Annotated in this window: 21 protein-coding genes and 3 tRNA genes; 17 read left to right on the top strand and 7 right to left on the bottom strand. The window is 32.4% G+C overall.

The annotated features are described in order from the left end of the window. The first annotated feature begins 129 nt into the window (after positions 1 to 129). The 10 genes from BIV18_RS02130 to BIV18_RS02085 all read left to right on the top strand — a co-directional run bounded on the left by BIV18_RS02130 (position 130) and on the right by BIV18_RS02085 (position 10,275). Positions 130 to 1,227 (top strand): BMP family lipoprotein, encoded by a 1,098-nt coding sequence (locus BIV18_RS02130; protein ID WP_075659085.1) that lies wholly within the window; start codon positions 130 to 132, stop codon positions 1,225 to 1,227. A 118-nt stretch (positions 1,228 to 1,345) separates the two neighbouring features. Beyond that, complete coding sequence (locus BIV18_RS02125; protein WP_075659084.1) at positions 1,346 to 2,878, top strand: ABC transporter ATP-binding protein; 1,533 nt, start codon at positions 1,346 to 1,348, stop codon at positions 2,876 to 2,878. Continuing rightward, positions 2,865 to 3,992 (top strand): ABC transporter permease, encoded by a 1,128-nt coding sequence (locus tag BIV18_RS02120; protein WP_075659083.1) that lies wholly within the window; start codon positions 2,865 to 2,867, stop codon positions 3,990 to 3,992. Before BIV18_RS02125 ends, BIV18_RS02120 begins: the two co-directional genes overlap by 14 nt. Beyond that, positions 3,985 to 4,938, top strand: coding sequence for an ABC transporter permease (locus BIV18_RS02115; RefSeq protein WP_075659082.1), 954 nt, complete (start codon positions 3,985 to 3,987; stop codon positions 4,936 to 4,938). Before BIV18_RS02120 ends, BIV18_RS02115 begins: the two co-directional genes overlap by 8 nt. A 289-nt stretch (positions 4,939 to 5,227) precedes the next feature. Next, entirely contained in the window at positions 5,228 to 6,562 is a 1,335-nt protein-coding gene (gene rsxC / locus BIV18_RS02110) for an electron transport complex subunit RsxC (protein WP_075659081.1), read from the top strand. Between the two features lie 11 nt (positions 6,563 to 6,573). Beyond that, positions 6,574 to 7,578 carry an RnfABCDGE type electron transport complex subunit D gene (locus tag BIV18_RS02105; RefSeq protein WP_075659080.1) on the top strand — a complete coding sequence of 335 codons (1,005 nt, stop codon included), beginning with the start codon at positions 6,574 to 6,576 and terminating at the stop codon, positions 7,576 to 7,578. Beyond that, a complete protein-coding gene (locus tag BIV18_RS02100; protein ID WP_075659079.1) occupies positions 7,579 to 8,163 on the top strand; it encodes an RnfABCDGE type electron transport complex subunit G in 585 nt (194 codons plus the stop codon). A gap of 10 nt (positions 8,164 to 8,173) precedes the next feature. Beyond that, a complete protein-coding gene (gene rsxE, locus BIV18_RS02095) occupies positions 8,174 to 8,770 on the top strand; it encodes an electron transport complex subunit RsxE (RefSeq protein ID WP_075659078.1) in 597 nt (198 codons plus the stop codon). Continuing rightward, complete coding sequence (rsxA, locus tag BIV18_RS02090; protein ID WP_075659077.1) at positions 8,770 to 9,348, top strand: electron transport complex subunit RsxA; 579 nt, start codon at positions 8,770 to 8,772, stop codon at positions 9,346 to 9,348. The genes rsxE and rsxA overlap by 1 nt, the downstream gene beginning before the upstream one ends. A 9-nt stretch (positions 9,349 to 9,357) precedes the next feature. Next, on the top strand, positions 9,358 to 10,275 hold the full coding sequence (locus BIV18_RS02085) for an RnfABCDGE type electron transport complex subunit B (protein ID WP_075659076.1): 918 nt from the start codon (positions 9,358 to 9,360) through the stop codon (positions 10,273 to 10,275). Positions 10,276 to 10,550: 275 nt separating this feature from the next. On the opposite strand, the gene BIV18_RS11210 is transcribed toward BIV18_RS02085, so the two are convergent. Next, positions 10,551 to 10,682 carry a hypothetical protein gene (locus BIV18_RS11210; protein WP_268875139.1) on the bottom strand — a complete coding sequence of 44 codons (132 nt, stop codon included), beginning with the start codon at positions 10,680 to 10,682 and terminating at the stop codon, positions 10,551 to 10,553. A gap of 170 nt (positions 10,683 to 10,852) precedes the next feature. Between BIV18_RS11210 and BIV18_RS02080 the strand changes: the two genes are divergently transcribed. Continuing rightward, a complete protein-coding gene (locus tag BIV18_RS02080) occupies positions 10,853 to 11,398 on the top strand; it encodes a substrate-binding domain-containing protein (RefSeq protein WP_075659075.1) in 546 nt (181 codons plus the stop codon). A 121-nt stretch (positions 11,399 to 11,519) separates the two neighbouring features. On the opposite strand, the gene BIV18_RS02075 is transcribed toward BIV18_RS02080, so the two are convergent. Further along, positions 11,520 to 12,314, bottom strand: coding sequence for a nitroreductase family protein (locus BIV18_RS02075; protein WP_075659074.1), 795 nt, complete (start codon positions 12,312 to 12,314; stop codon positions 11,520 to 11,522). A gap of 110 nt (positions 12,315 to 12,424) precedes the next feature. On the opposite strand from BIV18_RS02075, the gene BIV18_RS02070 reads away from it, so the two are divergent. Next, on the top strand, positions 12,425 to 14,281 hold the full coding sequence (locus BIV18_RS02070; protein ID WP_075659073.1) for an ATP-dependent helicase: 1,857 nt from the start codon (positions 12,425 to 12,427) through the stop codon (positions 14,279 to 14,281). Further along, complete coding sequence (gene mgtE, locus BIV18_RS02065; protein WP_075659072.1) at positions 14,268 to 15,605, top strand: magnesium transporter; 1,338 nt, start codon at positions 14,268 to 14,270, stop codon at positions 15,603 to 15,605. Before BIV18_RS02070 ends, mgtE begins: the two co-directional genes overlap by 14 nt. Before the next feature lie 14 nt (positions 15,606 to 15,619). On the opposite strand, the gene BIV18_RS02060 is transcribed toward mgtE, so the two are convergent. Beyond that, complete coding sequence (locus BIV18_RS02060; protein WP_075659071.1) at positions 15,620 to 16,123, bottom strand: GNAT family N-acetyltransferase; 504 nt, start codon at positions 16,121 to 16,123, stop codon at positions 15,620 to 15,622. Further along, positions 16,096 to 16,812 (bottom strand): DNA/RNA nuclease SfsA, encoded by a 717-nt coding sequence (sfsA, locus tag BIV18_RS02055; protein ID WP_075659070.1) that lies wholly within the window; start codon positions 16,810 to 16,812, stop codon positions 16,096 to 16,098. The genes BIV18_RS02060 and sfsA overlap by 28 nt, the downstream gene beginning before the upstream one ends. 77 nt (positions 16,813 to 16,889) lie before the next feature. Between sfsA and BIV18_RS02050 the strand changes: the two genes are divergently transcribed. Next, on the top strand, positions 16,890 to 17,414 hold the full coding sequence (locus tag BIV18_RS02050; protein WP_075659069.1) for a cysteine hydrolase family protein: 525 nt from the start codon (positions 16,890 to 16,892) through the stop codon (positions 17,412 to 17,414). Between the two features lie 157 nt (positions 17,415 to 17,571). On the opposite strand, the gene BIV18_RS02045 is transcribed toward BIV18_RS02050, so the two are convergent. The 3 genes from BIV18_RS02045 to BIV18_RS02035 all read right to left on the bottom strand — a co-directional run bounded on the left by BIV18_RS02045 (position 17,572) and on the right by BIV18_RS02035 (position 17,830). After that, a tRNA-Phe gene (locus BIV18_RS02045) sits at positions 17,572 to 17,647 on the bottom strand. 7 nt (positions 17,648 to 17,654) lie between these two features. Further along, positions 17,655 to 17,731 (bottom strand) — tRNA-Ile (locus BIV18_RS02040). A 7-nt stretch (positions 17,732 to 17,738) separates the two neighbouring features. Continuing rightward, positions 17,739 to 17,830, bottom strand: a tRNA-Ser gene (locus BIV18_RS02035). A 314-nt stretch (positions 17,831 to 18,144) separates the two neighbouring features. Between BIV18_RS02035 and BIV18_RS02030 the strand changes: the two genes are divergently transcribed. From BIV18_RS02030 to BIV18_RS02020, 3 genes are all read left to right on the top strand, one after another. Then, on the top strand, positions 18,145 to 20,109 hold the full coding sequence (locus tag BIV18_RS02030; protein WP_235860763.1) for a heavy metal translocating P-type ATPase: 1,965 nt from the start codon (positions 18,145 to 18,147) through the stop codon (positions 20,107 to 20,109). A gap of 270 nt (positions 20,110 to 20,379) precedes the next feature. Next, complete coding sequence (locus BIV18_RS02025; RefSeq protein ID WP_075659068.1) at positions 20,380 to 20,550, top strand: 4Fe-4S ferredoxin; 171 nt, start codon at positions 20,380 to 20,382, stop codon at positions 20,548 to 20,550. A gap of 283 nt (positions 20,551 to 20,833) precedes the next feature. After that, entirely contained in the window at positions 20,834 to 25,111 is a 4,278-nt protein-coding gene (locus BIV18_RS02020) for a 2-hydroxyacyl-CoA dehydratase (RefSeq protein WP_075659067.1), read from the top strand. The last annotated feature ends 97 nt before the right edge of the window (positions 25,112 to 25,208 follow it).

Genomic DNA, 25,208 nt, shown 5'->3' with positions numbered 1-25,208 from the left:
TTAGGATTAAAGCTCAACTAAGTTGGGCTTTTTTTATGAAAACTTTTTTATTGTTATACTTTATATTAAAATTGAAATACTTATCTTTATAATATATAATTTAATTAAATAACAATAGGAGGATTTTATATGAAGAAAAAACTAAGTTTAGTTGCAGTGTTATTGTTAGCAATGACACTTGTTGCATGTGGTGGCGGTAATAAAAAAAATGCAGAAAAAGATGCAAACGCTACTAACAAAGAAACTACAGAAGAAGCTAAGGCTACTGATGTAAATGTTGGATTCGTAACTGATGAGGGTGGAGTTAATGACCAATCCTTTAATCAAGGTGTATGGGAAGGACTTCAAAAAGCTCAAAAAGAAATTGGAATCAAAGCTGAATACATTGAATCTAAGGATACAAAGGATTATACTCCAAATTTAGAAACCTTTGTTGACCAAGAAAAGAATTTAATTGTTGGCGCTGGTTTTAAGATGGGCGATGCAATATCTGAAGCTGCTGCAATGTATCCTGAAATTAATTATGCAATAGTTGACGTAGACGTAACAGCTGGACCAGATGGGAAAAAAGTTGAAGCTCCAAAGAATTTACTTGGAATTATGTTTAGAGCACAAGAACCATCTTTTTTAGTTGGTTATATTGCTGGTATGACTTCTGAAACTAATAAAGTTGGATTTGTTGGTGGACAAGAAGGCAATATAATTTGGGGATTTGAATATGGTTACAGAGCAGGTGTTGATTATGCAGCTAAGGAAAAGGGAACTAATATTGAAATTCTTAGCCAATATGTTGGTAATTTTACTGATGCACAAAAGGGTAAATCAATTACTGCTACAATGTTCCAAAATGGAGCAGATGTAGTATTCCACGCAGCTGGTGGAGCAGGCGAAGGTGTTATTGAAGCTGCCAAAGAAGCTGGCAAATGGGCAATTGGTGTCGATAGAGACCAAAGCGACAGAGCCCCTGAAAATGTATTAACTTCTGCAATGAAAAATGGCGATGTTGCTGTTTATCAAGTTGTAAAAGATATGCAAGAAGGCAAGTTTGAAGGTGGAAAAACTATTGAACTAGGTCTTGCTAATGACGGAGCAGTAGGTATTGCACCAACTTCTGATAAAAATGTTAAACCAGAAATCTTAAAGAAAGTTGATGAAATCACTCAAAAGATTATTTCTGGCGAAATTAAAGTTCCTTACAACGAAGAAACTTACAACCAATACAAATAAATTTTTACTATGATTTCAAAGTCATCTCGTAAATGAGGTGGCTTTTTTATTACAATTTATTTTTAAAATTTATAAATCTTTGGTATAATTTAATAAACACAAAAAAGGAGCGTTTGTCTTGGAAATTGATAATAAAGATTTAGTCGTTCGCATGGAGAATATCACAAAAAAGTTTGGAAATTTTGTTGCAAACGACGGTATTGATCTTGATATTAGAAGAGGTGAAATTCATTCTCTTCTTGGAGAAAATGGTGCTGGTAAAACTACTCTTATGAATATGCTTTACGGCATGAGCTCTCCTACTTCTGGTGAAATTTATATTAACAATGAGAAAAAAGAATTTAAGGATTCCAATGACGCAATAAAAGCAGGACTAGGCATGGTTCACCAACATTTTATGTTAATCGAACCCTTTACTGTTGTTGAAAACATTGTACTTGGAATGGAGCCTATGAAGGGCATTAAGGTGGATATAAAAAAAGCTAGGGAAGATGTGATTGCCCTTTCTGAAAAGTACGGTTTTAAAATTGATCCTGATGCAAAGATTCAGGATATTTCTGTTGGAACTCAACAAAAAGTTGAAATTTTAAAGGTACTTTATAGGGGTGCTGATATTTTGATTTTTGACGAGCCCACAGCTGTTTTGACGCCTCAAGAAATAACTGAACTTATTGATATTATTAAAAATCTTTCTAAAGAAGGCAAGTCAATTATAATTATAACCCACAAGTTAAAGGAAATTAAACAAATGGCACATAGGTGTACCATAATTAGGCGGGGTAAAAAAATTAAAACTGTAAATGTTTCTGATATAAGCGAGTCTGAACTTGCGGACATGATGGTTGGCAGATCTGTTCATCTCGACATAAATAAAGGGGATGTAAGAGCTGGAGAAACCATTTTAGAAATTAAAAATTTGTGTGCAAGAGATTTTAGAAATGTAAAAAAATTAGATGGTCTCAATTTAGATGTGAAAGCAGGAGAAATCCATGGAATCGCTGGCGTAGATGGCAATGGTCAATCTGAACTAATTGAGGCTCTTACAGGGCTTAAAGTAGCTGAGAGTGGTTCAATTCTTTTTAAGGGCGATGAAATTATAAATAAAAGTCCAAGGGAAATTATTGAAAGGGGCATTAATTCAATTCCTGAAGATAGACAACTTCGTGGTTTAGTTTTAGATTTTAGCGTTTCCGAAAATATTATTTTAAAAAATTATTATAAAGACAAATACTCCAAAAATGGAATTTTAAATTTTAAAAATATTGAGGAATATGCAACAAAGCTTGAAGATGATTACGACATTAGACCGAGAAATATTGAAAGACTTGCAGGAGAACTTTCTGGCGGAAATCAACAAAAGGTAATTTTAGCAAGAGAGATTTCTGACGACCCAGATTTATTAATCTCAGCACAGCCTACTAGAGGGCTTGATGTTGGTGCCATTGAATATATTAGAAAGTTTTTAATTAATCAAAGGAACAAGGGCAAGGCAGTGCTTCTAATTTCCTTTGAACTTGACGAAATTATGGCATTATCAGATAGAATTTCTGTAATATATAATGGTAAAATTTTAAAAACTTTTGATGCAAAAAAAACTAATGAGAGTGAAATAGGATTATACATGGCAGGAGGTAAAAATGAAGAGAAATAGATTTTTATATACAGTGCTTGCCATTGTACTTGGAATTTTAATTGGTTCTATTATTCTTTTAATCAGTGGAACAAATCCAATTGAAGCTTACAAGGTTATTTTCCTTGGTGCCTTTGGCAAGCCAAAATACATTTCATGGACAATTGTAAAGGCTGTGCCACTAATCCTTACTGGTCTTTCTGTTGCCTTTGCTTTTAATACAGGTCTTTTTAACATAGGAGCTGAGGGGCAATATATTGTTGGATCAATTGGTGCTTTAGTAGTGGGACTTTTATTGGATTTGCCGCCCATTATTCACGGGATAGTTGCACTAATTGTCGGTGCACTTTGTGGTTATCTTTGGGGTGCAATTGTTGGCGTTTTAAAGGCGAAGTTTGAGGTAAATGAAGTTATCTCCTCAATTATGATGAATTGGATTGGCTTTTATTTAAGTAATTATCTTTTGAGCTTTCCAATTTTAAGAAATATTGAGTCAGATAATTCCTATCCAATAAGGAAATCTGCGAGTATAAAATTTCTCGGAGATTGGAAGATAAGTGAAAGCGGAAAGGCTTTTTTGGCACAAAATAAATTTTTAAAAGATATTTTAAATCCACCAGTAAATTTTGGAATAATAATTGCAATTGTGGCTGCCATAGTAATTTGGTATGTGCTTAAAAAGACTACTTTAGGTTATGAACTTCGAGCAGTTGGCTTTAATCAAAAGGCAGCGGAATATGGTGGAATTGATATTAATAAATCCATTGTAAAGTCTATGGGAATTGCAGGATTTTTGGCAGGGCTTGCAGGAGCAATAACTGTTCTTGGAGTTTCAGGAGATATTGGGATTATGGCGGCACAAGAAGGCTATGGCTTTGATGGAATGGCTGTGGCACTTATTGCAGGAAACAATCCTCTTGGAACAATTCCAGCGGCACTTCTATATGCAGGATTAACTTATGGGGGAGGAAAACTTACTACTATTGGCACTTATTCAGAAGTTGTAAAGATAATTGTTGGAATTATGATTTTATTTATAGCAATGCCAAAACTTTTAGATATGATTAAATTCTTTTTCCAAAAATGGTCAAAGCAAGAAGCAAGTAATGTAAATAAAGGAGGAGCAAATGAATAGTTCGCTTTTAAACATAGCAAGTATTTTGTCAATTACACTTTTATATTCAGCCCCTCTTATTTATACAGCTATTGGAGGAGTTTTATCAGAAAATGCTGGAGTTGTTAACATTGGACTTGAAGGAATGATGTCCGTTGGTGCAGTAGTTGGATCTATTGTTGGATATTATGTAGGAAATCCTTGGATTGCTTTTTTATGTGGAGGACTTGGCGGTATGATAGTGGCACTTCTTCACGCAATTGCTACTATAAATTTTGCAGCAGACCATGTTGTAAGTGGTATTGCAATAAATCTAATTGGACCGGGACTTTCACTTTTCCTTTGTAGACTTTTTTTCGATGGAGCTGCAATGTCAAAATCTATTCCTTACGAAAATAAACTTCCAGTTTTATTTGGACATGTATTTAAAAATAAGAGTGGTAGTATTGCTAGATTTTTAGATATTGTTTTTTCACAATATGTATCAGTGTATATTGCCTTTATAGTAGTATTTATAGTTTATTTTTTGCTTTACAAGACAAGACTTGGACTTAGAATTAGAGCGGTAGGTGAATATCCAAGGGCTGCAGAAACTCTTGGTGTAGATGCTTATAAAATAAAATATATTTGCGTTCTAGCATCGGGATTTTTGGCAGGGCTTGGTGGAGCATCAATGTCGCTTGCAGTTGTTTCAAATTATAGGGAGACGCTTATTTCTGGACAAGGTTTTATAGCTCTTGCTGCAGTTATTTTTGGTGGATGGAGACCACAGGGTGCAATGCTAGCTTGTCTTCTATTTGGTTTTGCACAAGGTCTTTCAGTTTTCCTTGGATCCATTGGAATAAAAATTGACACAAATATACTTTCAATGATTCCTTATGCAATTACCCTTATTGTATTAATTGTATTTGTTAAGGGTTCAAGAGCTCCATCGGCAGATGGCATTCCTTATGATAGAAATAATTAAAAATTAAGCTTTAGTTTATTTTCTCACGATAAAAGTCGTGAGATTTTTTATGAGGTAATTAATAGATTTATAGAAATCTTGCATAAATAATTTAATGAATGGGAAAAATAATTCTAAAAAAATCAGATAAATATAAAAAATTAAATTAAAGAATGACTTCTTTTTAGGCTTGTAAAAGATTTTCTACTTTCAAATTTTTAAGTAGAATCATATACTTTAAATAAATTTAGTGTTATAATTATAACAAAAGGTAAAAATTAGGCTTAGGCCGAATAAGGGGTGAAGTTTTATGAGTTCAAGAAATCTCACTTTTTCCGTAGGTGGAGTTCACATGGACGAACACAAAACTTTGACAGAAAAGAATGCAATTGAGAGGATGCCAAGTCCTAAAATTGCTTACATACCTATGTCACAACATATTGGAGCACCTTGCTCACCAGTTGTTTCAAAGGGAGATTCTGTTAAAGTTGGTCAAAAGGTGGGCAGTTCTGATGCTTATATATCAGCTGATATACACTCATCTGTATCAGGTACAGTTAAGGAAATTAAAAAGATGTACACAGCTGATGGAAGGTATTGTGATTGCGTCGTTATAGAAAACGATGGCAAGGATGAAATGATAGATGATCTTAAATCTTTTAAAGATTATAAGGATCATCCAATTGACGATTTAATTCCCTTCATAAAAGATAAGGGGATAGTCGGTATGGGTGGTGCTGGTTTTCCACTACATGCTAAGTTAAAGAGTGAAGATCCAGTGCTAGATGAATGTATAATAAATGGAGCAGAATGTGAGCCTTTCCTCACTTGTGACCATAGAATTATGCTAGAAAAAGCAGAAGAAATATTAGAGGGATTAAACATCTTCTCATATTTTTATAATCAAAAAGTTTCTTACATGGCAATTGAAGAAAATAAACCAGATGCCATTGCAAAAATGGAAGAAGCTATTGCCAAAAATCCTAATTGGAGTCACTTGAAAGTTGTTGGATGTCAAACTAAATATCCACAAGGTGATTCAAAGAGACTTTCTGAAGCCGTTGTTGGAAGAATTGTTCCACAAAATGGTGTAACTAATGATGTTGGAGTTTTTCTTACAAATGTTGGTACTACTCTTGCATTTTATGAAGCAATGATAGAAGGAAGACCTTCTTACGAAAGGGTAATAACTGTCAGCGGTTCTGGTATTAAAGAACCAAAGAATATTTTAGTGAAAATAGGGACTCCTGTGGGAGATATTTTAAATTTCTGCGGAGGCGTTGAGGAAAATTTTAAAGAAATTATTTGCGGTGGTCCTATGACTGGCAAGTCTGTGTTTAGTCTTGATGCGCCTATTACAAAGACTACTTCAGGTATTTTAGTTTTTACTGAAAAAGAAGTAAAAGAAAGAATTGAATCCCCATGTATTAGATGTTCAAGATGCGTAGATCACTGCCCAGCAAATATTAATCCAACAGATATTAATCATGCAATTTTAAAGGGAGATGTTGATTTATGTATTAATTTGCATGCTGATCAATGTATGGAATGCGGAATATGTTCCTTCGTTTGCCCAGCAAAGAGACATCTAAGTGCATCTGTTAAATTAGCTAAAAGAGAAATCAGAGCTAATCAAAAGAAATAGGAGGGATCAATTTGGAAAATAATAAAATAACTAAAGATCCGATTACAGTAAATGAGGCTCGCTTCGTTTCACTTGCTCCACACATTAGATCAAATGATACTGTTCAAAAAATTATGCTAGATGTAATTATTGCACTAGTTCCTGCAATGATTGCCGCAGTTTATTTTTTTGGCATGAGATCAATACTTCTTATTCTAACTTGTGTAGTAGCTTGTGTGGCAACTGAGTATATTACTCAAAGTGCACTTAAAAAGACTGTACAAATTAAGGACTTATCTGCTGTTGTAACTGGAATTTTAATCGCACTTAATATGCCTCAATCTTTCCCATTGTGGATGGCAGCTTTCGGATCAGTTTTTTCAATTTTAATTGTTAAAGAATGTTTTGGCGGTATTGGTTTTAACTTTATGAACCCAGCACTTGCTGCAAGGCTTGTACTCATGGCTTCATGGCCAAAACAAATAACAGATTATATTTCACCAGAATTATTAAAACAAGGTATTATAACTTCAGCTGCAACTATGGATGGAGTTTCCTATGCAACTCCATTACAAGTAATCGCAAGTGGAGATTTATCAAAACTTCCAGCTATTAGCGATATGTTTATTGGAAATATTGGTGGTGTAATTGGAGAAACTTCAGCAATTGCACTTTTAATAGGTTTTGTATATTTAGTAGTTAGAAAAGTAATTTCTTGGGAAATTCCAGTAATATATGTTGCAACTACTGCAGTATGTCTTGGAATTCTTGGAATTCCAGTGAATGTAATTCCTTATGAATTACTTGCAGGTGGTTTGTTACTTGGTGCTATTTTTATGGCAACTGATTACACTACAAATCCAATTAATAGAAAGGGAAGAATTATATTTGCTCTTGGATGTGGAATTTTAACTGCAGTTATAAGGGTAAAGGCATCTCTTCCAGAAGGTGTGTCTTATGCAATATGTCTAATGAACCTTGCAACACCTTTAATTGATAAATTAACAATAACAAGTGCCTATGGGGAGGCGAAGTAAATGAAAGAACCAGTAAAATTTGGAATTATACTTTTAGTTTTCTGCGCCATATCTGCTGGATTATTGGCAGTTGTAAATAGTTTTACTGCTCCAGTAATAGCAGAAACTGAACTAAAAAATACACTTGCATCTTATAAAGTTATTTTTGGCGATAACGCAGACGGCTTTGAAGAATTTGACAAAGCTAAACTAGATTCAATAAAAGAAAAATATCCAAACATTGAAAAAATCTTTGTTGCTAAAAAAGGAGACAAAGTTATTGGATATGGTGTGAATGTAAAGTCAAATGGTTATGGCGGAGCTATGACAAATGCTCTAGGTTTCTTGCTTGATGGAGATAAAATCGCAGGATTTAGAAATATCTCAAATGGTGAAACTAGTGGCTTTGGTTCTAGAATCACAACAGATGAATATTATCCATCTTACGAAGGAAAATCTGCAGCAGGGCCTTTAAAACTTTCTAAGGATCCAAAGGCCGATGATGAGGTTATGTGGCTTTCATCAGCAACAATATCATCTAAAGCTGCTCTAGCAGGTTCTAACGATGCTATTCAAGTATATGACGAAGTTCTAAAGAATGAATGAGGAGGATTAAATGAAATTATCTAAAGTTTTTTTAGACGGTGCTTTTAAAAACAATCCCGTATTCATACAACTTATAGGGCTTTGTTCAACACTGGCTATTACAAATAATTTAACAAATTCAGTAGCAATGGGTGTCGCAGTTACCTTTGTACTTATAATGAGTAATGGGGTAGTATCTACACTAAGAAATATAATACCTGATAAAATTAGAATTCCTTGTTTTATAGTAGTAATTGCTACTTTCGTAACATTAGTACAAATGATACTTCAAGCTTATTCACAAACAATATATTCAGCACTTGGTATTTTCTTACCACTAATCGTAGTTAACTGCTGTATTCTTGGTGAAGCTGAGGGTTTTGCTTATAAAAATGCTCTAATTCCATCAATTGTCGACGGAATTGGAACAGGAGTAGGATATACTATTGCAGTAATTGCAATGGGTCTTGTTCGTGAATTCTTTGGATATGGTACATTATTTGATGTAAATATTTTGCCAGAATCCTACCCTGGAATTGGAATCATGGGTGCGCCAGCAGGTGCTTTTATTCTACTTGGATTTTTAATAGCAGGATTTAGATTATTACTTAATAGGAGGGCAGACTAATGTTAGAAAGTATTTTTACGATTTTAATTTCAACAATACTTGTAAATAATTATGTTTTTGCTCAATTCTTGGGAATTTGTCCCTTCTTAGGAGTATCTTCAAAGACAGAAACTGCTCTTGGAATGGGAATTGCCGTTACTTTTGTAGTTGTCCTTGCATCTGCAATAACATGGTTAATTCAAATTTTTGTATTAGATAAATTTGGGCTTGAGTATTTACAAACAATTGCATTTATTCTTGTAATTGCATCACTGGTACAATTTGTAGAAATGTTTATTAAGAAATCATCTCCTTCACTTTATCAAGCAATGGGTGTGTATCTTCCACTTATTACTACAAACTGTGTCGTTCTTGGTGTAACAGTTTTAAATGTTCAAAATGGATATAATTTAATAGAAACAATATTTAGCGGATTTGGAGCTTCAGTAGGTTTTACACTTGCTCTTGTACTTATAGCAGCATTAAGAGAAAAGTTAATGCTTGCCAATGTACCTAAGGCACTTCAAGGAGTTCCAATTGCACTTATAAGTGCAGGCTTAATGGCAATTGCATTTTCAGGTTTCGGCGGATTGGTATAGGAGGTAATTATGGAAATTAGTACAGTACTTACCCCAGTGTTGTTTTTGGGAATTGCAGGAGCCTTTTTTGGAGTAATTCTTTCAATAGCATCAAAGGTTTTTTATGTAGAGGTAGATCCAAGGGTCGCCGAAGTCAGAGATTGCTTACCAGGAGCAAACTGTGGAGCTTGTGGTTTTCCAGGTTGTGACGGACTTGCAGAAGCTATAGCAAAGGGAAAGGCACCAGTAAATGGTTGTGTAATCGGTGGAGCAGATACAGCTGAAAAAGTCAGTCAAGTAATGGGCGTTAATGCAGGAAATGTAGAAAGAAATATTGCATGTGTCCTTTGTCAAGGAGATTGCAATAAGGCAAAAAATAAATATGATTACAATGATTTAGTTGATTGTAGATTAATTTCAGACTATCAACAAGGTGCAAAGGCATGTAACTTTGGCTGTTGTGGTGGAGGCACTTGTGTAAGTGTCTGTGAATTTGATGCAATTCACATGGTAAATGGAGTTGCAGTAGTTGACAAGGAAAAATGTGTTGCCTGCATGAAATGTATTGACATTTGCCCTAAAAAAATTATTGCACTTAGACCTTATAAATCAAAGACAGTTGTTGAATGTAAATCACTTGATCCTGGAAAAGTTGTGAGAACTAATTGTTCAATTGGTTGTATTGGATGTGGAATCTGTGAAAAGAATTGTCCAAAGGATGCAATTCACGTAGAAAACAACTTGGCAACAATTGATTATGACAAGTGTATTAACTGTGGAATTTGTGTTTCAAAATGTCCAACAGGAGCAATTTATTGCGAATATCCTGAAAGAGTGGAAAAGATGAAACAAAGGGAAAAAGAAAAGAAGGAAAAGGAAAGACAAGCAAAACTTGAAGAAGCAAAGCTAAAAAAAGCAGAAGCAGAAAAAAATAAAGTTAATGCTTAAACTTAATATTTTGTAACAAAAAACTGCCGTGATTTTCACGACAGTTTTTGTTTTAGAAGATATAAAATTATTAAACTGCTGGATCTGCATAATATAAGTATCGCTGTATTTGCCTATACAGTAATATCCGGAACAATCGAAGTCATGAGTAAATTTTAAATAACCAGAATATACCTTTCCATTTCTTACTTCTTGATGCCATATTCTTTCTGGGAAATTGTCTTCAGTTGCATAATAAAAAATTTTTACATAAATACTTTCATCATCATAACCCTTTAAAGTATTACATCACTTGTCAATAAATTGTTAAGAATTTTTGCACCAGTACTTTCAGCATATACAGGTAAAATTAATGACAAAGCTAAAATTCCTAAAATCGAAATTTTTCTAATTTTCAAAATAATCACTTCTCAGTTAATCTAGTTTATAACTTGATTAAGATTTTTATAAGGTATTAAAAAATACAAGCTATAAATTTTGAAACAAGCTTTCTTTTTTTTATTAATATGATATTATATTTTTATAGGCATGTGATATCATATTAATAGGGAAAAATCAAGTTTGTGAGGTAATTTTTATGAAAAAAAAGTTTTATATCAAGAGAGCTTTTCTATTATTGTTAATGATGACATTAATTTCTTGCAAAGCTCAAGAGAAAGCATCTGTAGAAAATAGTTCTAATACAAAAGAAGCAATCGAAGAAAATGTGAACAAAGAAAAAGACGCAAAGATGGAAAGTGAACTTTTTGTAGAAAAAGAAAATCCGAGAATTGTTGCCATGTCAGTAAAATCTGCAAAGGCTTTAAAAGTTTTGGATTATGAAAATGTAGTTGGAGTTCCTAATGGTGCAGAGTCCCTTTATCCTTATGCCAGTGCAATAGGTGATGAAAAGAATCCTGATTTTAAACTTGTAAATAATTTAAGTCCAGATTTTTTAGTTACAGATAAGAGTGTAAGTTATGATAAACCTTTAGGACAAAAGGTCGATGACATAGATTATGCTTCGGCTTCTTTTGAAACATTGGAAGATACAAAAAATGGTCTTATGTATTTTGCAAAGGGATTGGGATTAGAAGAAAATAGTACTAAAGAAAAAATAGATTCCATGAAAGAAAATATTTAAGATTATAAACAAGTTGTAAAATTTATATTGCATAAAAAAATCTCCATAATATAGTGGAGATTTTTTATGTAAAGAAAAAAGGCGGAAAGCCCTTAATCTTTGAAATAAATTTAATTTTAATTTATAAAGTAAAGGAGCCAATATAATAATAATTACCTGCGTCCTTTAAGTCAATTGTCCATTTTTTGTTTATGCCAATTGTCTTTAGCATTTCTTCCATGTAGAATAAAATTACGCCCATGTCGATTAGGGATCTATTGTCTTCGTCAGATTTTACCATGTAGGCTTCTACTTTTGTGCCCTTTAATACAAATCTCCATGGTTGAAAATTTTTGTGGCTTGGTGCATATCTTACTGATGAAAACACATCAAATACTCCATAGTTTTCTAGTGTTTCAATGGAAATTGGTTGTCCAATTTTTTCGGCAAAGACAATTTCTTCTACGCTAAGTCTTGAACTTGTTACTTCTGGGTCAAATAATTTTTTCTTTTCCCCATAGCCAAATGCTATTAAGTAATCTATTCCTGTTCCCTTTTCTCCAAAGATAGATTTTTTTGTATTGACGTCAACATTATCCACTGTTATCCAGCAAGTATCAATGTCTAAGTCGACAATTTTTGTGTTTAATTTTTCTAGACAGTAACCACCTATTAATAAGTTAAGTGGCTTTTTATTATCAATATCTAGTGCGATATAATGTGGAGCTTCTATCATGACCCCTGCATAGCCTGCCTTGCCCTTTAGTCCTTCTGCCACAATTTTTCCATTTTCATAAAGAGAAAAACTTATGCCACTTTCTTCAGTCTTTATTTCATTCATAAGTAATTTTATATTTTCCAAGGCATCTCTTGGAACTGTGTCATTTTTAAAATTTCTGACAGATTTTCTCTTTTGCAAGAAATTTGTCATTAACATAGTAATACCCCCTAAACCTGTTTATATTTAAATTATATCACAATGACATAGTTAAAAAAATAGATTTAAAATAATTAAGAAATAGTTTACACTAGAATAGGAGGGATAATGTGAAATTAACATCTAGTCAATTAATAGCGGTGGAACATTTTAAGGGACCGGCAATAGTTCTGGCTGTTCCGGGAGCAGGGAAGACAACTATGATTTTACATAGAATTAAAAGTTTAATAGATAGGGATGTAGATCCAAAAAGCATTCTAACAATCACTTTTTCTAAGGCACAAGCTATTGATATAAAGATGCGTTATAATGCAATGTTTGGCGAAAAGAATGTTTTCTTTTCTACTATTCACGCTTTTTGTTATTCTATTGTTCGAGATTATTCAAGAAAATCTGGCAAGTCTCTAAGTTTAATTGATTCTAATTTGAAAAAGAAGTATGAAATTTTAAGAGATATTTATAGAGATGTTAATAAAGTTTATCCCACTGAAGAGCGAATTGAAACTGCAATTTCTGAAGTTGGCTATTGCAAAAACATGATGCTTAGTCCAAATTCTTTTGCAAAATCAAAGAGATGCGATACAGATAATTTTGTAAAGTTTTATGAAAATTATGAAAAATATAAAAAAGATAAGAATTTAATAGATTTTGACGACATGATAAATCTTTCCTATGAAATTTTAAAAAGTGATGCGTCAATTAGAAAGAAATATAGAGATAGATTTAAATTTATTCAACTTGACGAAGGTCAGGACACAAGCAGGAGTCAATTTCAAGTTTTGAAATTGCTGGCAAAGCCCGACAATAATTTATTTGTAGTTGCAGACGATGATCAATCCATTTATGGCTTTAGAGGCGCAAGTTCTGAGGAGCTTTTTAATCTTCAAAAAGAATATGATGATATTGCGACTTTTTATATGGAGGAAAATTTTCGCTCAACAAAAAACATTGTAAATATTGCGAATATTTTTATTGCACAAAATGAAAAAAGATTTGATAAGACTGTATTTACTTCAAATCCCTTTGCCAAGCCTGTAAATATTATTAAGGTGAAGGAGCCAAAGGATCAATATGAATTTATTGAAAGGGAACTTCAAAGGGCTGGAGGAGATATTGCGGTTTTATACAGAAATAATCTCTCTAGTATTGGTCTTGTAGAGTATTTTGAGAGGAAAAATCATGATTTTAATATAAAGGACAAAAAGACAAAGTTCTTCTCACATTTTATTACTCGGGATATTTTAGATATTTTAAACTTTTCTAGGGACTTATCAGACATTGACCTCTACGAGAAATTTTATTTTAAATTGGATGGTTATATTTCCAAAAAACATATTGAATATTTAAAGAGGAATAGAGGCAAAAATATTTTTAATATTTTAAAGGATTATCCAGGACTGCCAAGTTTCTATCACAAAAATATAAATAAATTATTAGTTGGATTTAGAAAAATTGCGAGAAGTGATGTTTACGAGGCGATCAATTATATTGATAGAGAAATGGGTTATGGCAATTATTTAAAAGAGAATGCAAAAAGATTTAGGGAAACAGAGGCAAATTTAAACGAGTACCTTTACTATTTAAAGTTAATTGCTAAAAACACGAAATCACTTGACCTTTTTATTGGTAGATTAAAGGAGTTGGAATATGATCTTTTGAAACCCAGAAAGGAAAATGCAAAATTAACCTTTTCTACAATTCATTCTGCCAAGGGTCTTGAATTTTCAAGAGTTTTTGTTGTAGACTTATACGAGGGTACATTGCCATCTACTACGAGCATTGACACAATAGGAGAAGATGAAGAGCTTTTTTGTGAGGAAAGAAGACTTTTTTATGTCGCTATGACTAGGGCAAAGACAGAACTCTATTTAATGTATTCACATTATACAAATGGAAGGAAAAATGAAATTTCTTCCTTTCTTAAAGATTTAGAAACTTTGGCAGGTGAAAAAAATGAATTTACTTGAAGAGATAAGAAAAATAATTTATATAAAAGATGAAATACTCATAAACCGTCTTTTTGACGAGTATCACCCTGTTGATATTGCCTTAGAGGCAGATGAATTAGAAGATGATGAACTAGAAACTTTTGTGCATTTAATTAATCACGAGAACATGGCACATCTTCTTGAAGCATCAGAAGAAGATTTTAGTGCAAGGATTATGGCATTTTTTACAGATGATGAGTTAATAGATATTTTTACACATATGGAGACTTCAATAGTTGCCGATCTTTTGGGCGTACTTTCAACTGTTAGGAGGAAGGCAATTTTTTCGTCAATAAAGAGTGCAGATAAAGTTACATTAAAGATGATTTTATCCTTTGATGAAGAATCTGCAGGTGGCATTATGACCACAAATTTTATTGCACTGCGTGAAAATTTAACTGCGGTAGAGGCTGTAAAGAAAATTATTTCAATTTCTCCAAAAACAGAAATCATTGATAAAATTTTTGTTACAGATAATTATCACAGGCTAAAGGGAATTGTTACTATGAGAGATCTTTTAGTCTCCCATTCAGATACTTTATTAAGTGATTTATTGGAAGAAGTAGACTTCTATGTATATGGCACAGATGACCAAGAAGTGGCAGCAAATTTATTTAGCAAGTACGAGCTTGACATCTTGCCAGTAGTAAATAGCAATATGGCAATACTTGGAGTTATAACTTCTGAAGATATTATAGCTATCATTGATCAAGAACATAACGAAGATATGTTACAGATGCACGGTGTTAACGCAGATGAAGAATATGATTCTACTCTTTTTGAGTCCTTTAAGTCGAGAATTCCGTGGCTAATTGTAAACTTGGTAACTGCGTTTTTGGCATCATCTGTTGTAAAGGGATTTGAGTCGACGATTTCACAAGTTGTAGTATTATCTGCTGCCATGCCAATAGTAACTGGCATGGGTGGAAATGCTGGTTCTCAAACTTTATCAATTATAATTACATCTCTTGCGAGGGGAGAATTGTCCCTAAAGGAAGATTATAAATTAATTTTTAAAGAAATATTTTTGGGACTATTTGAAGGAGCTATTATAGGAATTTTGGCAGCAGCCGTATTTGTATTTTGGCATCACAATATCTATTTAGGATTTATTTTATTTTTCGCTATGATTTTAAATATGATAATTGCCTGCTCCATGGGATTTTTAATTCCATTAATATTAGACAAAATAAAAATTGACCCAGCAATTGCATCATCTATTTTTCTTACAACCTTTACAGACACCTGTGGATTTTTTATTTTCTTAGGTCTCGCAACAATATTTTTGCCGTTTTTAATATAATAAAAAGCTACATCTCACAAAATTTTTTCATAGGCAAATCTTTCATTTTTGCCCTCAAGATAAACTAAACCAACATAATTATATCCAAGAGAAGTTAAAAGATTTTGCATAGATTTATTTTTTCTATGTGTATCAATTCGCACTGATTTAAAATTATTTTCTTTTGCAAAATCTTCTGAAAACTCAATAATTTTTTTGCCATAGCCCCTTTTTCTTGCCTCTGCAAGAGTAGCAATTCTGTGAAGTGCCACATAGGGCTTTGGACTTTTCCAAGTAGCTTTTAAATTTTTTTCGTAATCTATGTCGTAATCGTAAATTATAACTGTGGAAACAATTTTTCCATAATCTTCTAAAACGTAAACAATTTTATTTTTGTCCAGATTAGGAAATTTATTAAGATTTGGTTTCTCTATCCCTTGCCACTGATCTATGCCAAGGGATTTTAATTTTTCTGATCCCTCATGGTAAATTTTTTCAATTTCTTTTCTATCTAATTCCTTTGCAAGTCTAAATTCCATGTTTCCTCCAAAATAACAGGTATCTTTTCTGAAATTTCTATTGAATTTCTCGTTACAATTGAATCATAAGCGAGAATTTTTACTCCAGCATCCCTTGCTTCTAACAATCCCCTTGAAAAATCTTCATCTGTAATATAATTTGGCGTAAAAAACTTTACATCTTGCATTTGAATAACAAATAAAATATAAGTTAAATATTTTTCGCTAGAACTAATAAGTCCCTTTATATGTTTTAAACCCCTTTTTGTAGGAGCATCGGGAAAGGCGGTAATTCCATTATTTTCTAAAGTTACACCCTTAACTTCTAAGAGAGCTTTTTTATCTTCGCCTTCCAAATAAAAATCAAAGCGAGAATCTTCGTGAGTGTATTCTCTCCTTATTATGTCGTATTTAAAACCGAGATCAATTTTATTTTTTTTAAACGCCTCGTGGACAATTTCATTGGGAGCTTGTGAGTCCATATTTATAATTTTATCATTCTTCATTACAGCTACAAGCGTGTAAGAAGTTTTTCTATTGGGACTGTCATTATAAGTTAAAAAAACTGTTGCGCCTTCTGTTAAAAGCTCCTTACATCTACCAGTATTGGGAACATAAACGGTTAAGATCTTAAAACCCTTTTTACAAATTGCTATAAATCTATTTTTTCTATATAAAAACTCTGCTTTTAAAACACTGTTATATTTCATAATTCACCCCAAAATATTATACAGTGAACTTTAAATTATGTAAAACTTATTGTATTATATTAAAAAGGAGTGAGAAAATGGACGTATTAGTAGTAATAGATATGCAAAATGATTTTATAAAGGGATCTTTAAAGGGAAAAGATACAGAAAAACTTTTAGATAGGGCTGTGGATAAGGTAAATGAATTTAAGGGGAAAGTAATTTATACATTGGACACACATTATGAAAATTATCTCAATACTAATGAAGGAAGAAATCTGCCAATAGAACACTGCATAAAGGGTACTTGGGGTCATGAAATTGCAGAAAAGCTAAAGAAAACAAAGGGTTTTGAAAAAGCAAAGAAGTTTGAAAAGAATACTTTTGCATCAGTTGAACTTGGAGAGTATCTAAAAAGTTTAGATAATGAAGAGAAAATAGACAATATTTATTTTTTGGGACTTGTCGCAGACATTTGTGTAGTTTCAAATATATTACTTGTCAAAGGATTTTTGCCAGAAAAAAATATTTACCTCTATAAAGATTTAACTGAAGGACTTACAGAAGAGAAGAAAAAATCGGCAATAGATGTATTGGAGTCTTGTCACATTAAAATAGTTTAAAAACAGCTTAATAATATTTTTACATATTTTTGTATAATATTAGGGAAATAGTGCTATTATGAGGAAGACTACAATTTTTGGCTGAAAAAAGATAAAGGGATTTTGAATAAAATTAAAAAATGTAAAAAAAAAGTACCAACAAAATTGGTACTTTTTGTGGTGCCCAAAGCCGGAATCGAACCAGCGACACGAGGATTTTCAGTCCTCTGCTCTACCGACTGAGCTATCTGGGCAAGTTAATGGTGGGCCTTCAGGGACTTGAACCCGGGACCTACCGGTTATGAGCCGGGCGCTCTAACCAACTGAGCTAAAGGCCCTCACCATTGGCGGAGAAAGAGGGATTTGAACCCTCGCGACCCTAATCGGGACCTACTCCCTTAGCAGGGGAGCCTCTTCAGCCACTTGAGTATTTCTCCATATCGAAGCTCACTCTTTAGCAACTTACTTTATCTATTCTAACGGACTAATTGATTTTTGTCAACTATTTTTTACAAGAAATTTAAAAAGTTTTATTGGCTTCTCTTGCCTGAATATTATCTCATATATTTACAAAAAAATACAATTAAAGTATTGACATAAATTTTAATTAATTTATAATGAAAGCATGAACAAATATCAAATTATAATTATACGGAGGTAGAATTATGAGCAAATATATATTTCATTTAAGGGGTCTTACTTGTGCAAATTGTGCAGGGAAGATTGAAGATAAACTTAAAAAATGCCGGATATGAGAAATCTTAATTATGATTTTTTAAATGATGAACTTGTTTTTGATTCGGAAGGAGATCCTTCTAATTTAAAAATTAAAATTCAAGATGTAGTTGACTCTATAGAAGAGGGTGTAACCGTTACTGAAGATTTAAATGAGGATAGGGAAGAAGAAAAAGAAAAGTATCCTATATACAAGTGTATTTTAGTCTTTGTAGGACTAATAACCTTACACTATTTAAAATTTAATGAAAAAATTAGCTTCATAGCCTACATAGTTTTGTATGTGATAATAGGATATGATGTTGTTAAGGCTTCGGTTTCTAAAATTGCAACGGGAAATTTTATGGATGAAAAATTTCTAATGACTATTGCGTCTATTGCGGCCATAATTTCCGGTGAATATGCAGAAGCTGTTGCTGTAATGTTATTTTATACTGTTGGAGAAATTATCCAAGATAAGGCCGTTGATAGTTCTAAAAACTCTATTAAAGAAGCTTTAAAATTAAAGCCAGAGTTTGCAAATTTGAAAAAGGCTAAAGAGATTGTAAAAGTCGATCCAACTGAAGTTTCTGTTGGAGAAGTTATTGTAATTATGCCGGGAGAAAAAGTGCCACTAGATGGAAAAATAATCAAGGGAGCTTCAAATCTCGACACTTCAAATATTTCTGGAGAATTTGCACCAATTTCCCTGGGAGTTGGCGATGAAATTACTTCTGGTTTTGTAAATTTAGATTCTTCTTTAGAAGTGGAAGTTATAAAGGAATACAAAGAGGGAACTATTGCAAAAATTATTGACATGGTTAAAAATGCAAGCACAAATAAGGCAAAAGTTGAAAAATTTATTACAAGATTTGCAAAAATTTACACTCCAATAGTTATTGGGCTTGCAGTTTTGCTTTTTTTAGTTTTAAATTTTGCAAGTGATCTTTCCTTTAAAGAATCTATTTACAGGTCTGCAATATTTTTAGTAATTTCTTGTCCTTGTGCCCTTGCAATTTCTGTTCCCCTCACTATTTTTGCTGGAATTGGTTCACTATCAAGAAAATCAATTTTTGTTAAGGGTGGAAATTCCATTGAAGCTTTGACGGATATCGAAGGAGTTGCCTTTGATAAAACTGGGACTGTGACTAAGGGTGAATTTACAGTTGCTGAAGTTGAAGAATTAAAAGTATCAAAGAATGAGATTCTAGAAATTGCATCAATTGGTGAAAGGTATTCTACTCATCCAATTGGAAGGGCAATTGTAAAAAGTTTTGAAAGCACACAAATTCCTGAACATCTAAATAATATTGGTGGAAAGGGAATTGAGTTTGAATTAAAGGGTAAAATTTATCTCGTTGGAAATAAAAAACTAATGGAAGATTATAATTTAAAAATTGACAATAAATCTGACTCAAATTATGTAGATGTATATGTAGCAGATAAGAATGAAATTTTGGGAATTATTAAGCTAAAGGATGAGATAAAAGATGGCGTTAAGGAAAGCATAGATAAACTCCATAATAGAGGCGTGAAGACTTATATGTTTTCTGGCGACAAAGAAAGTGTTGTAATGAAAATTGCAAAGGAAGTTGGCATAGATTATTACAAAGGTTCACTTCTTCCTGAAGATAAGGTTAGGGAGATAGAGGAGATAGAAAAAAATACAAAAATTGCCTTTGTCGGCGATGGAACTAATGATGCACCTTCTCTTGCAAGTGCTTATCTTGGAATTAGTATGGGAAGTGGATCTGATATTGCAATTGAAACTTCAGATATAGTTTTATTAAAAAATGATATATCATCTGTTGTAAGAGCAATTGACATTGCAAAGAAAGTAAAAAGCATCGCCTACCAAAATATTTTTATAGCATTATTTTTAAAGGTTGTAGTTTTGGCTTTTGGTGCAATGGGATATGTGTCCATGCCTCTTGCAGTTTTTGCAGATGTTGGAGTTGCGCTTATTTGTATTATAAATGCTCTAAGAGTTTTTAAGGGATAATAAAACATAGTAAAATGCTATGAATTATTAGTTTTAATGAATAGTTAGTTGATTAAAAAAATATTAAAAAAAATTTTTTCATTAAAACAAAGGACAAAAAATCTGATAAATTAGAGATATTTTATAAATTTTAACAAAATAATTAAAGCTATATCATAAAAAAACAACAATAATGATTGAAAAGTTAAAATTGTTATGTTAATATTATGTCAGAACATTATGAATGTATAAATTCATGAATTTTGGTATAATTTTATGGAGGTAAATAAAATGGCATATGTAATTAACGATTCTTGCATCGCTTGTGGTGCATGTCAACCAGAATGTCCAGTTGGATGTATTGCTGAGGGAGATATTTATACAATTGATGAAGCTCAATGCATCGACTGTGGTAGCTGTGCAGCTGTTTGCCCAGTTGGTGCTCCAAATCCTGAAGACTAATTGTTTAAAAGAAGATAGGTTCATGCCTATCTTTTTTTTTTGCAAAATTTTAAATAATTAAAATATAAATAATTCACAATAAAATTAAAATTAGGTTATAATATAAGGGAGCAAATGTTAAGAAATGTTTAATAAATTTATAATAAAAATCAAACTTTTTTTGTAAATTTATATTGAAATTCGCTTTGCAAAGTGCGATAATTATTTTTTATTAAATCATTATAGTAATAATTGCAAATTAAAAAATTATACTTAATTGGTTTTTGTGAAAGGAGAAGTAGGAATGCTAATTCACATGGGATTAGATGTGGGTTCTACAACGGTAAAACTTGTAATATTAGATGAAAAACTAAATATTTTATATAAAACATATAGAAGACATTTTTCAGACGTCAGAAAAACTGTGAAAGATGTAATAAATGAAGTTTACAAAGATTTTAAATATGAGACAGTTACTGTAAATGTTACTGGAAGTGGTGGACTTTCTGTTCACAAATTTTTGGACATTGATTTTATACAAGAAGTAGTTGCAGGTAGAGAAGCAATTTCTTGTTTTATTCCAAAAACTGATGTTGCAATTGAACTTGGAGGAGAAGACTCTAAAATAACGTATTTAAGAGGATCTGTGGAGCAGAGAATGAATAGCATATGTGCTGGAGGAACAGGTGCTTTTATCGATCAAATGGCATCACTTCTTCAAACTGACGCTTCAGGTCTTAATGAGCTTGCTAAAGATTATAAAAAATTATATCCTATTGCATCTCGTTGTGGAGTTTTTGCAAAAACGGATGTACAAGCCTTAATTAACCAAGGTGCTAGTAAATCTGATATTGCAATTTCAGTTTTTCAGTCTGTAGTAAACCAAACTATATCAAACCTAGCTTGCGGCAGACCAATTAGGGGAAATGTTGCTTTTTTAGGTGGGCCACTTCACTTTTTACCTATGCTTAAAGAGAGATTTGTTGAAACCCTTGATTTAACTGAAGATGAGATAATTTCTCCTGAAAATTCACAAATTTTTGTTGCACTTGGAGCAGCTATTTCAAGTTTTGATTCCAAGCCCATTTCTTTTGTTGAACTTTTTAATAGAGTAAATGATAATGGAAACATAAATATTAAGGAAAGTGATGTAATGCCACCGCTTTTCAAAAGTGAAGAAGAAGTCATTGCTTTTCGCAAAAAACATAAGACAAAATCTCTTAAAAAAATTGATTTAAAAAGTTATGAAGGCCCAATTTATTTAGGTATTGATTCAGGTTCAACTACTTCGAAACTTGTGGCTATATCTGATAATAATGAATTGCTTTATAGTTTTTATGGTTCTAATAAGGGAAATCCTCTAGATATTGCAATTGAAAATTTGAGAGAGATTTATAAAGAAAAAAATGACAAGGCATATTTTGCTGGTTGTGGTACAACTGGTTATGGCGAGGAATTTTTAAAGGCTGCGCTAAATTTAGATTTTGGAGAAGTTGAAACGATAGCTCACTTTACTGCTGCCAAATATTTTGATCCAGAAGTTGATTTTATTTTAGATATTGGTGGACAAGATATGAAGTCCATGAAGATTAGAAATGGTGTAATAGAATCAATTTTACTAAACGAAGCTTGTTCCTCAGGTTGCGGATCTTTTCTTGAAACTTTTGCACATTCAGTAAATATGAGTGCAGAAGAGTTTGCAAAGGAAGCTATTAAGTCAAGAGAGCCAGTAGATTTAGGTTCACGTTGCACAGTTTTTATGAATTCAAATGTTAAGCAGGCACAAAAAGAAGGTGCTTCAGTGCCTGATATTTCTGCGGGACTTGCCTATTCTGTAATTAGAAACGCAATTCAAAAGGTAATAAAGATTAGAGATCCAAAGGAATTAGGGGAGCATATAGTTGTACAAGGTGGAACTTTTTTATCTGATGCAGTGCTAAGAGCCTTTGAAAATTTAACGGGAGTAGATGTTACAAGACCTAATATTGCTGGACTAATGGGTGCTCTTGGAATGGCACTTATATCAAAAGAAAAATCTAGTGGCAAGTCAAAGTTAATTTCACAAGAAGAATTAGAAAAATTTGAATACAAATCAATTTCTACGAATTGTAGGCAATGCACAAATAACTGTGCCCTTTCAGTAAATATATTTCAAAATGGCAAGAGATATATTACGGGAAATAGATGTGAAAAGGGAGCAGGTCACATTAGAAATAAAGAAGACGAGTTGCCAAATATGTATCGCTATAAATACGAAAGGGTTTTTGATTATAAAGCACTTTCTGAAAAGGAAGCTAAACGTGGAGTCGTTGGAATACCAAGAGTTTTAAATATCTATGAAAACTATCCTTTCTGGCATACATTTTTTACAGAATTAGGGTATTCAGTTGTTCTTTCAAGTAAATCTTCAAGGGAAATTTATGAAAAGGGCATTGAAACTATTACAAGTGAAACAGCTTGCTATCCGGCAAAGATTTCTCATGGTCATATTGAAGACTTAATAGAAAAGGGGATTAAATTTATATTTTATCCATCAGTATTTTACGAAGAAAAGCAATTTGAAAATGCTGACAACACGTTAAATTGTCCGGTTGTGGCAGGGTATTCTGAAGTCATAAAAAATAATATGGATGAAATTATTGAGGGAAAAGTTAAATTTATGAATCCTTTTATTTCTTTTGACGATAGAAAAAAATTAGAAAAAAGGCTCGCCAATGTTTTTGATTTTATTCCAAAAGCAGAGGTTAAAAAAGCTGTGCGTGCAGCCTATGAAGAACAAGATAGATATAGATTAGATGTCTTAAATGAAGGCAATAGAATTTTAGAAGAAATAAACAAGAAAGGTCAAAGGGCAATAGTTCTATCAGGTAGACCTTATCACATTGACCCAGAAATAAATCACGGCATACCAGAACTTATTACAAGCCTTGGACTTGCAGTAATTTCTGAAGATGGAATAGCTCGAAATGTTGAAATCGACTCAAGACTTAGAGTTCTAGATCAATGGAACTATCATTCAAGACTTTATAGAGCGGCAAAATTTGTTGGTGAACATGAAAATCTAGAATTAGTTCAACTCAACTCCTTTGGCTGTGGAATCGATGCAGTTACAACTGACCAAGTTCAACATATTTTAGAGTCCTACAATAAAATTTATACGGTGCTAAAAATAGATGAGGTTTCTAACTTGGGTGCAGTGAAAATTAGAATAAGATCGCTAATTGAAGCGGTAGAAAAGAGGGAATTCCAAAAAATCGATGCGGAACTCGAAGGATTTCTTGACGATAATCCAGTAATGTTTACAAAGGAAATGAAAAAAGATTATACGATCTTAATGCCGCAAATGGCGCCACTTCATTTTAGTATATTTGAGCCTATTTTAAGACATGAAGGAATAAATATTGAAGTTCTAGAAGAATCTGGACATAAAGTTGTAAACGAAGGATTAAAATATGTAAATAACGATGCTTGCTATCCATCAATTTTTGTAGTGGGACAATTTATAGATGCAGTAAAATCTGGGAAGTATGATACAAATCGCTTGGCACTATTAATGAGTCAAACTGGTGGAGCTTGCAGAGCATCAAATTATGTGGGCTTTATTAGAAAGGCATTAAAGGATGCAGGCTATGGTCATGTGCCAGTAATTGGTCTTTCCTTCCAACAAATTGAAAAGCACTCTGGATTTGAATTTGATAAAAAAACAATGGTAAGAATTGGCAAAAAGTTAATTCAAGGAATGCTTTATGCTGATTTAATTATGAGGCTTACACAAGCAACAAGACCTTACGAAGTTATAAAGGGTTCAGCTAATATTTTGCGTGACAGATGGATTGACATCACAACTTCAGAAGACTTAAATTATAGCAAAAAAACTTTTATCTCTAATGTAAATAAGATGGTTGGAGAATTTAACAGACTTGAAATTACCAATGAGAAGAAACCAAAGGTTGGAATTGTTGGAGAGATTTTAGTTAAGTACGATCCAGCTGCCAATAATCATGTAGCAGATCTTCTTGAAAGGGAAGGAGCAGAAGTTGTTATACCAGATTTGACAGACTTTATGATGTATTCCTTTAAAAATGCGAGAGCAAAGGCTGACAAACTTTCTAAGTCAAGACTAGCGGCATTTATTTGCGAAATGGGAATTTCTTATATTGAATCTTACAGAAAATATATTAGGCTTGCCCTTGAAAAGACGAGATTTATAGTTCCAGAAAAAATTGAAGAAATTATTGAATATGCAGAAAGATATGTTGACCTTGGCAATCAATATGGAGAAGGTTGGCTTTTAACTGGCGAAATGGTTGAATTAATTGAATCGGGAGTTGAAAATATTGTCTGTGTACAACCCTTTGGATGTCTTCCAAATCACATAACGGGAAAGGGAGTTATAAAGGCAATTAGAAACTCTTATGAAAAAGCTAATATAATTCCAATAGATTATGATGCATCGGCTTCTGAAGTTAATCAATTTAATAGAATTAAGCTTATGCTTTCACAAGCAAAGAGAAATATGGAACAAGGCGAAGATAAATATAATAGAGGATATCTAAAAAAGGCAGCAATATTAAAGAATTAATTATATTTAGTTTTTATGAAATTAGCAAATTAAAAATGAGGGTAATCCCTAAGCGATGGACTGACATCATAAGTTAGACTTAAATTAGCTTATGATG

The sequence above is a fragment of the Peptoniphilus grossensis genome (genome assembly GCF_001940285.1).
Taxonomy (GTDB): Bacteria; Bacillota; Clostridia; order Tissierellales; family Peptoniphilaceae; genus Peptoniphilus_A; species Peptoniphilus_A faecalis.
This window is presented reverse-complemented; position numbering and strand designations above follow the sequence as displayed.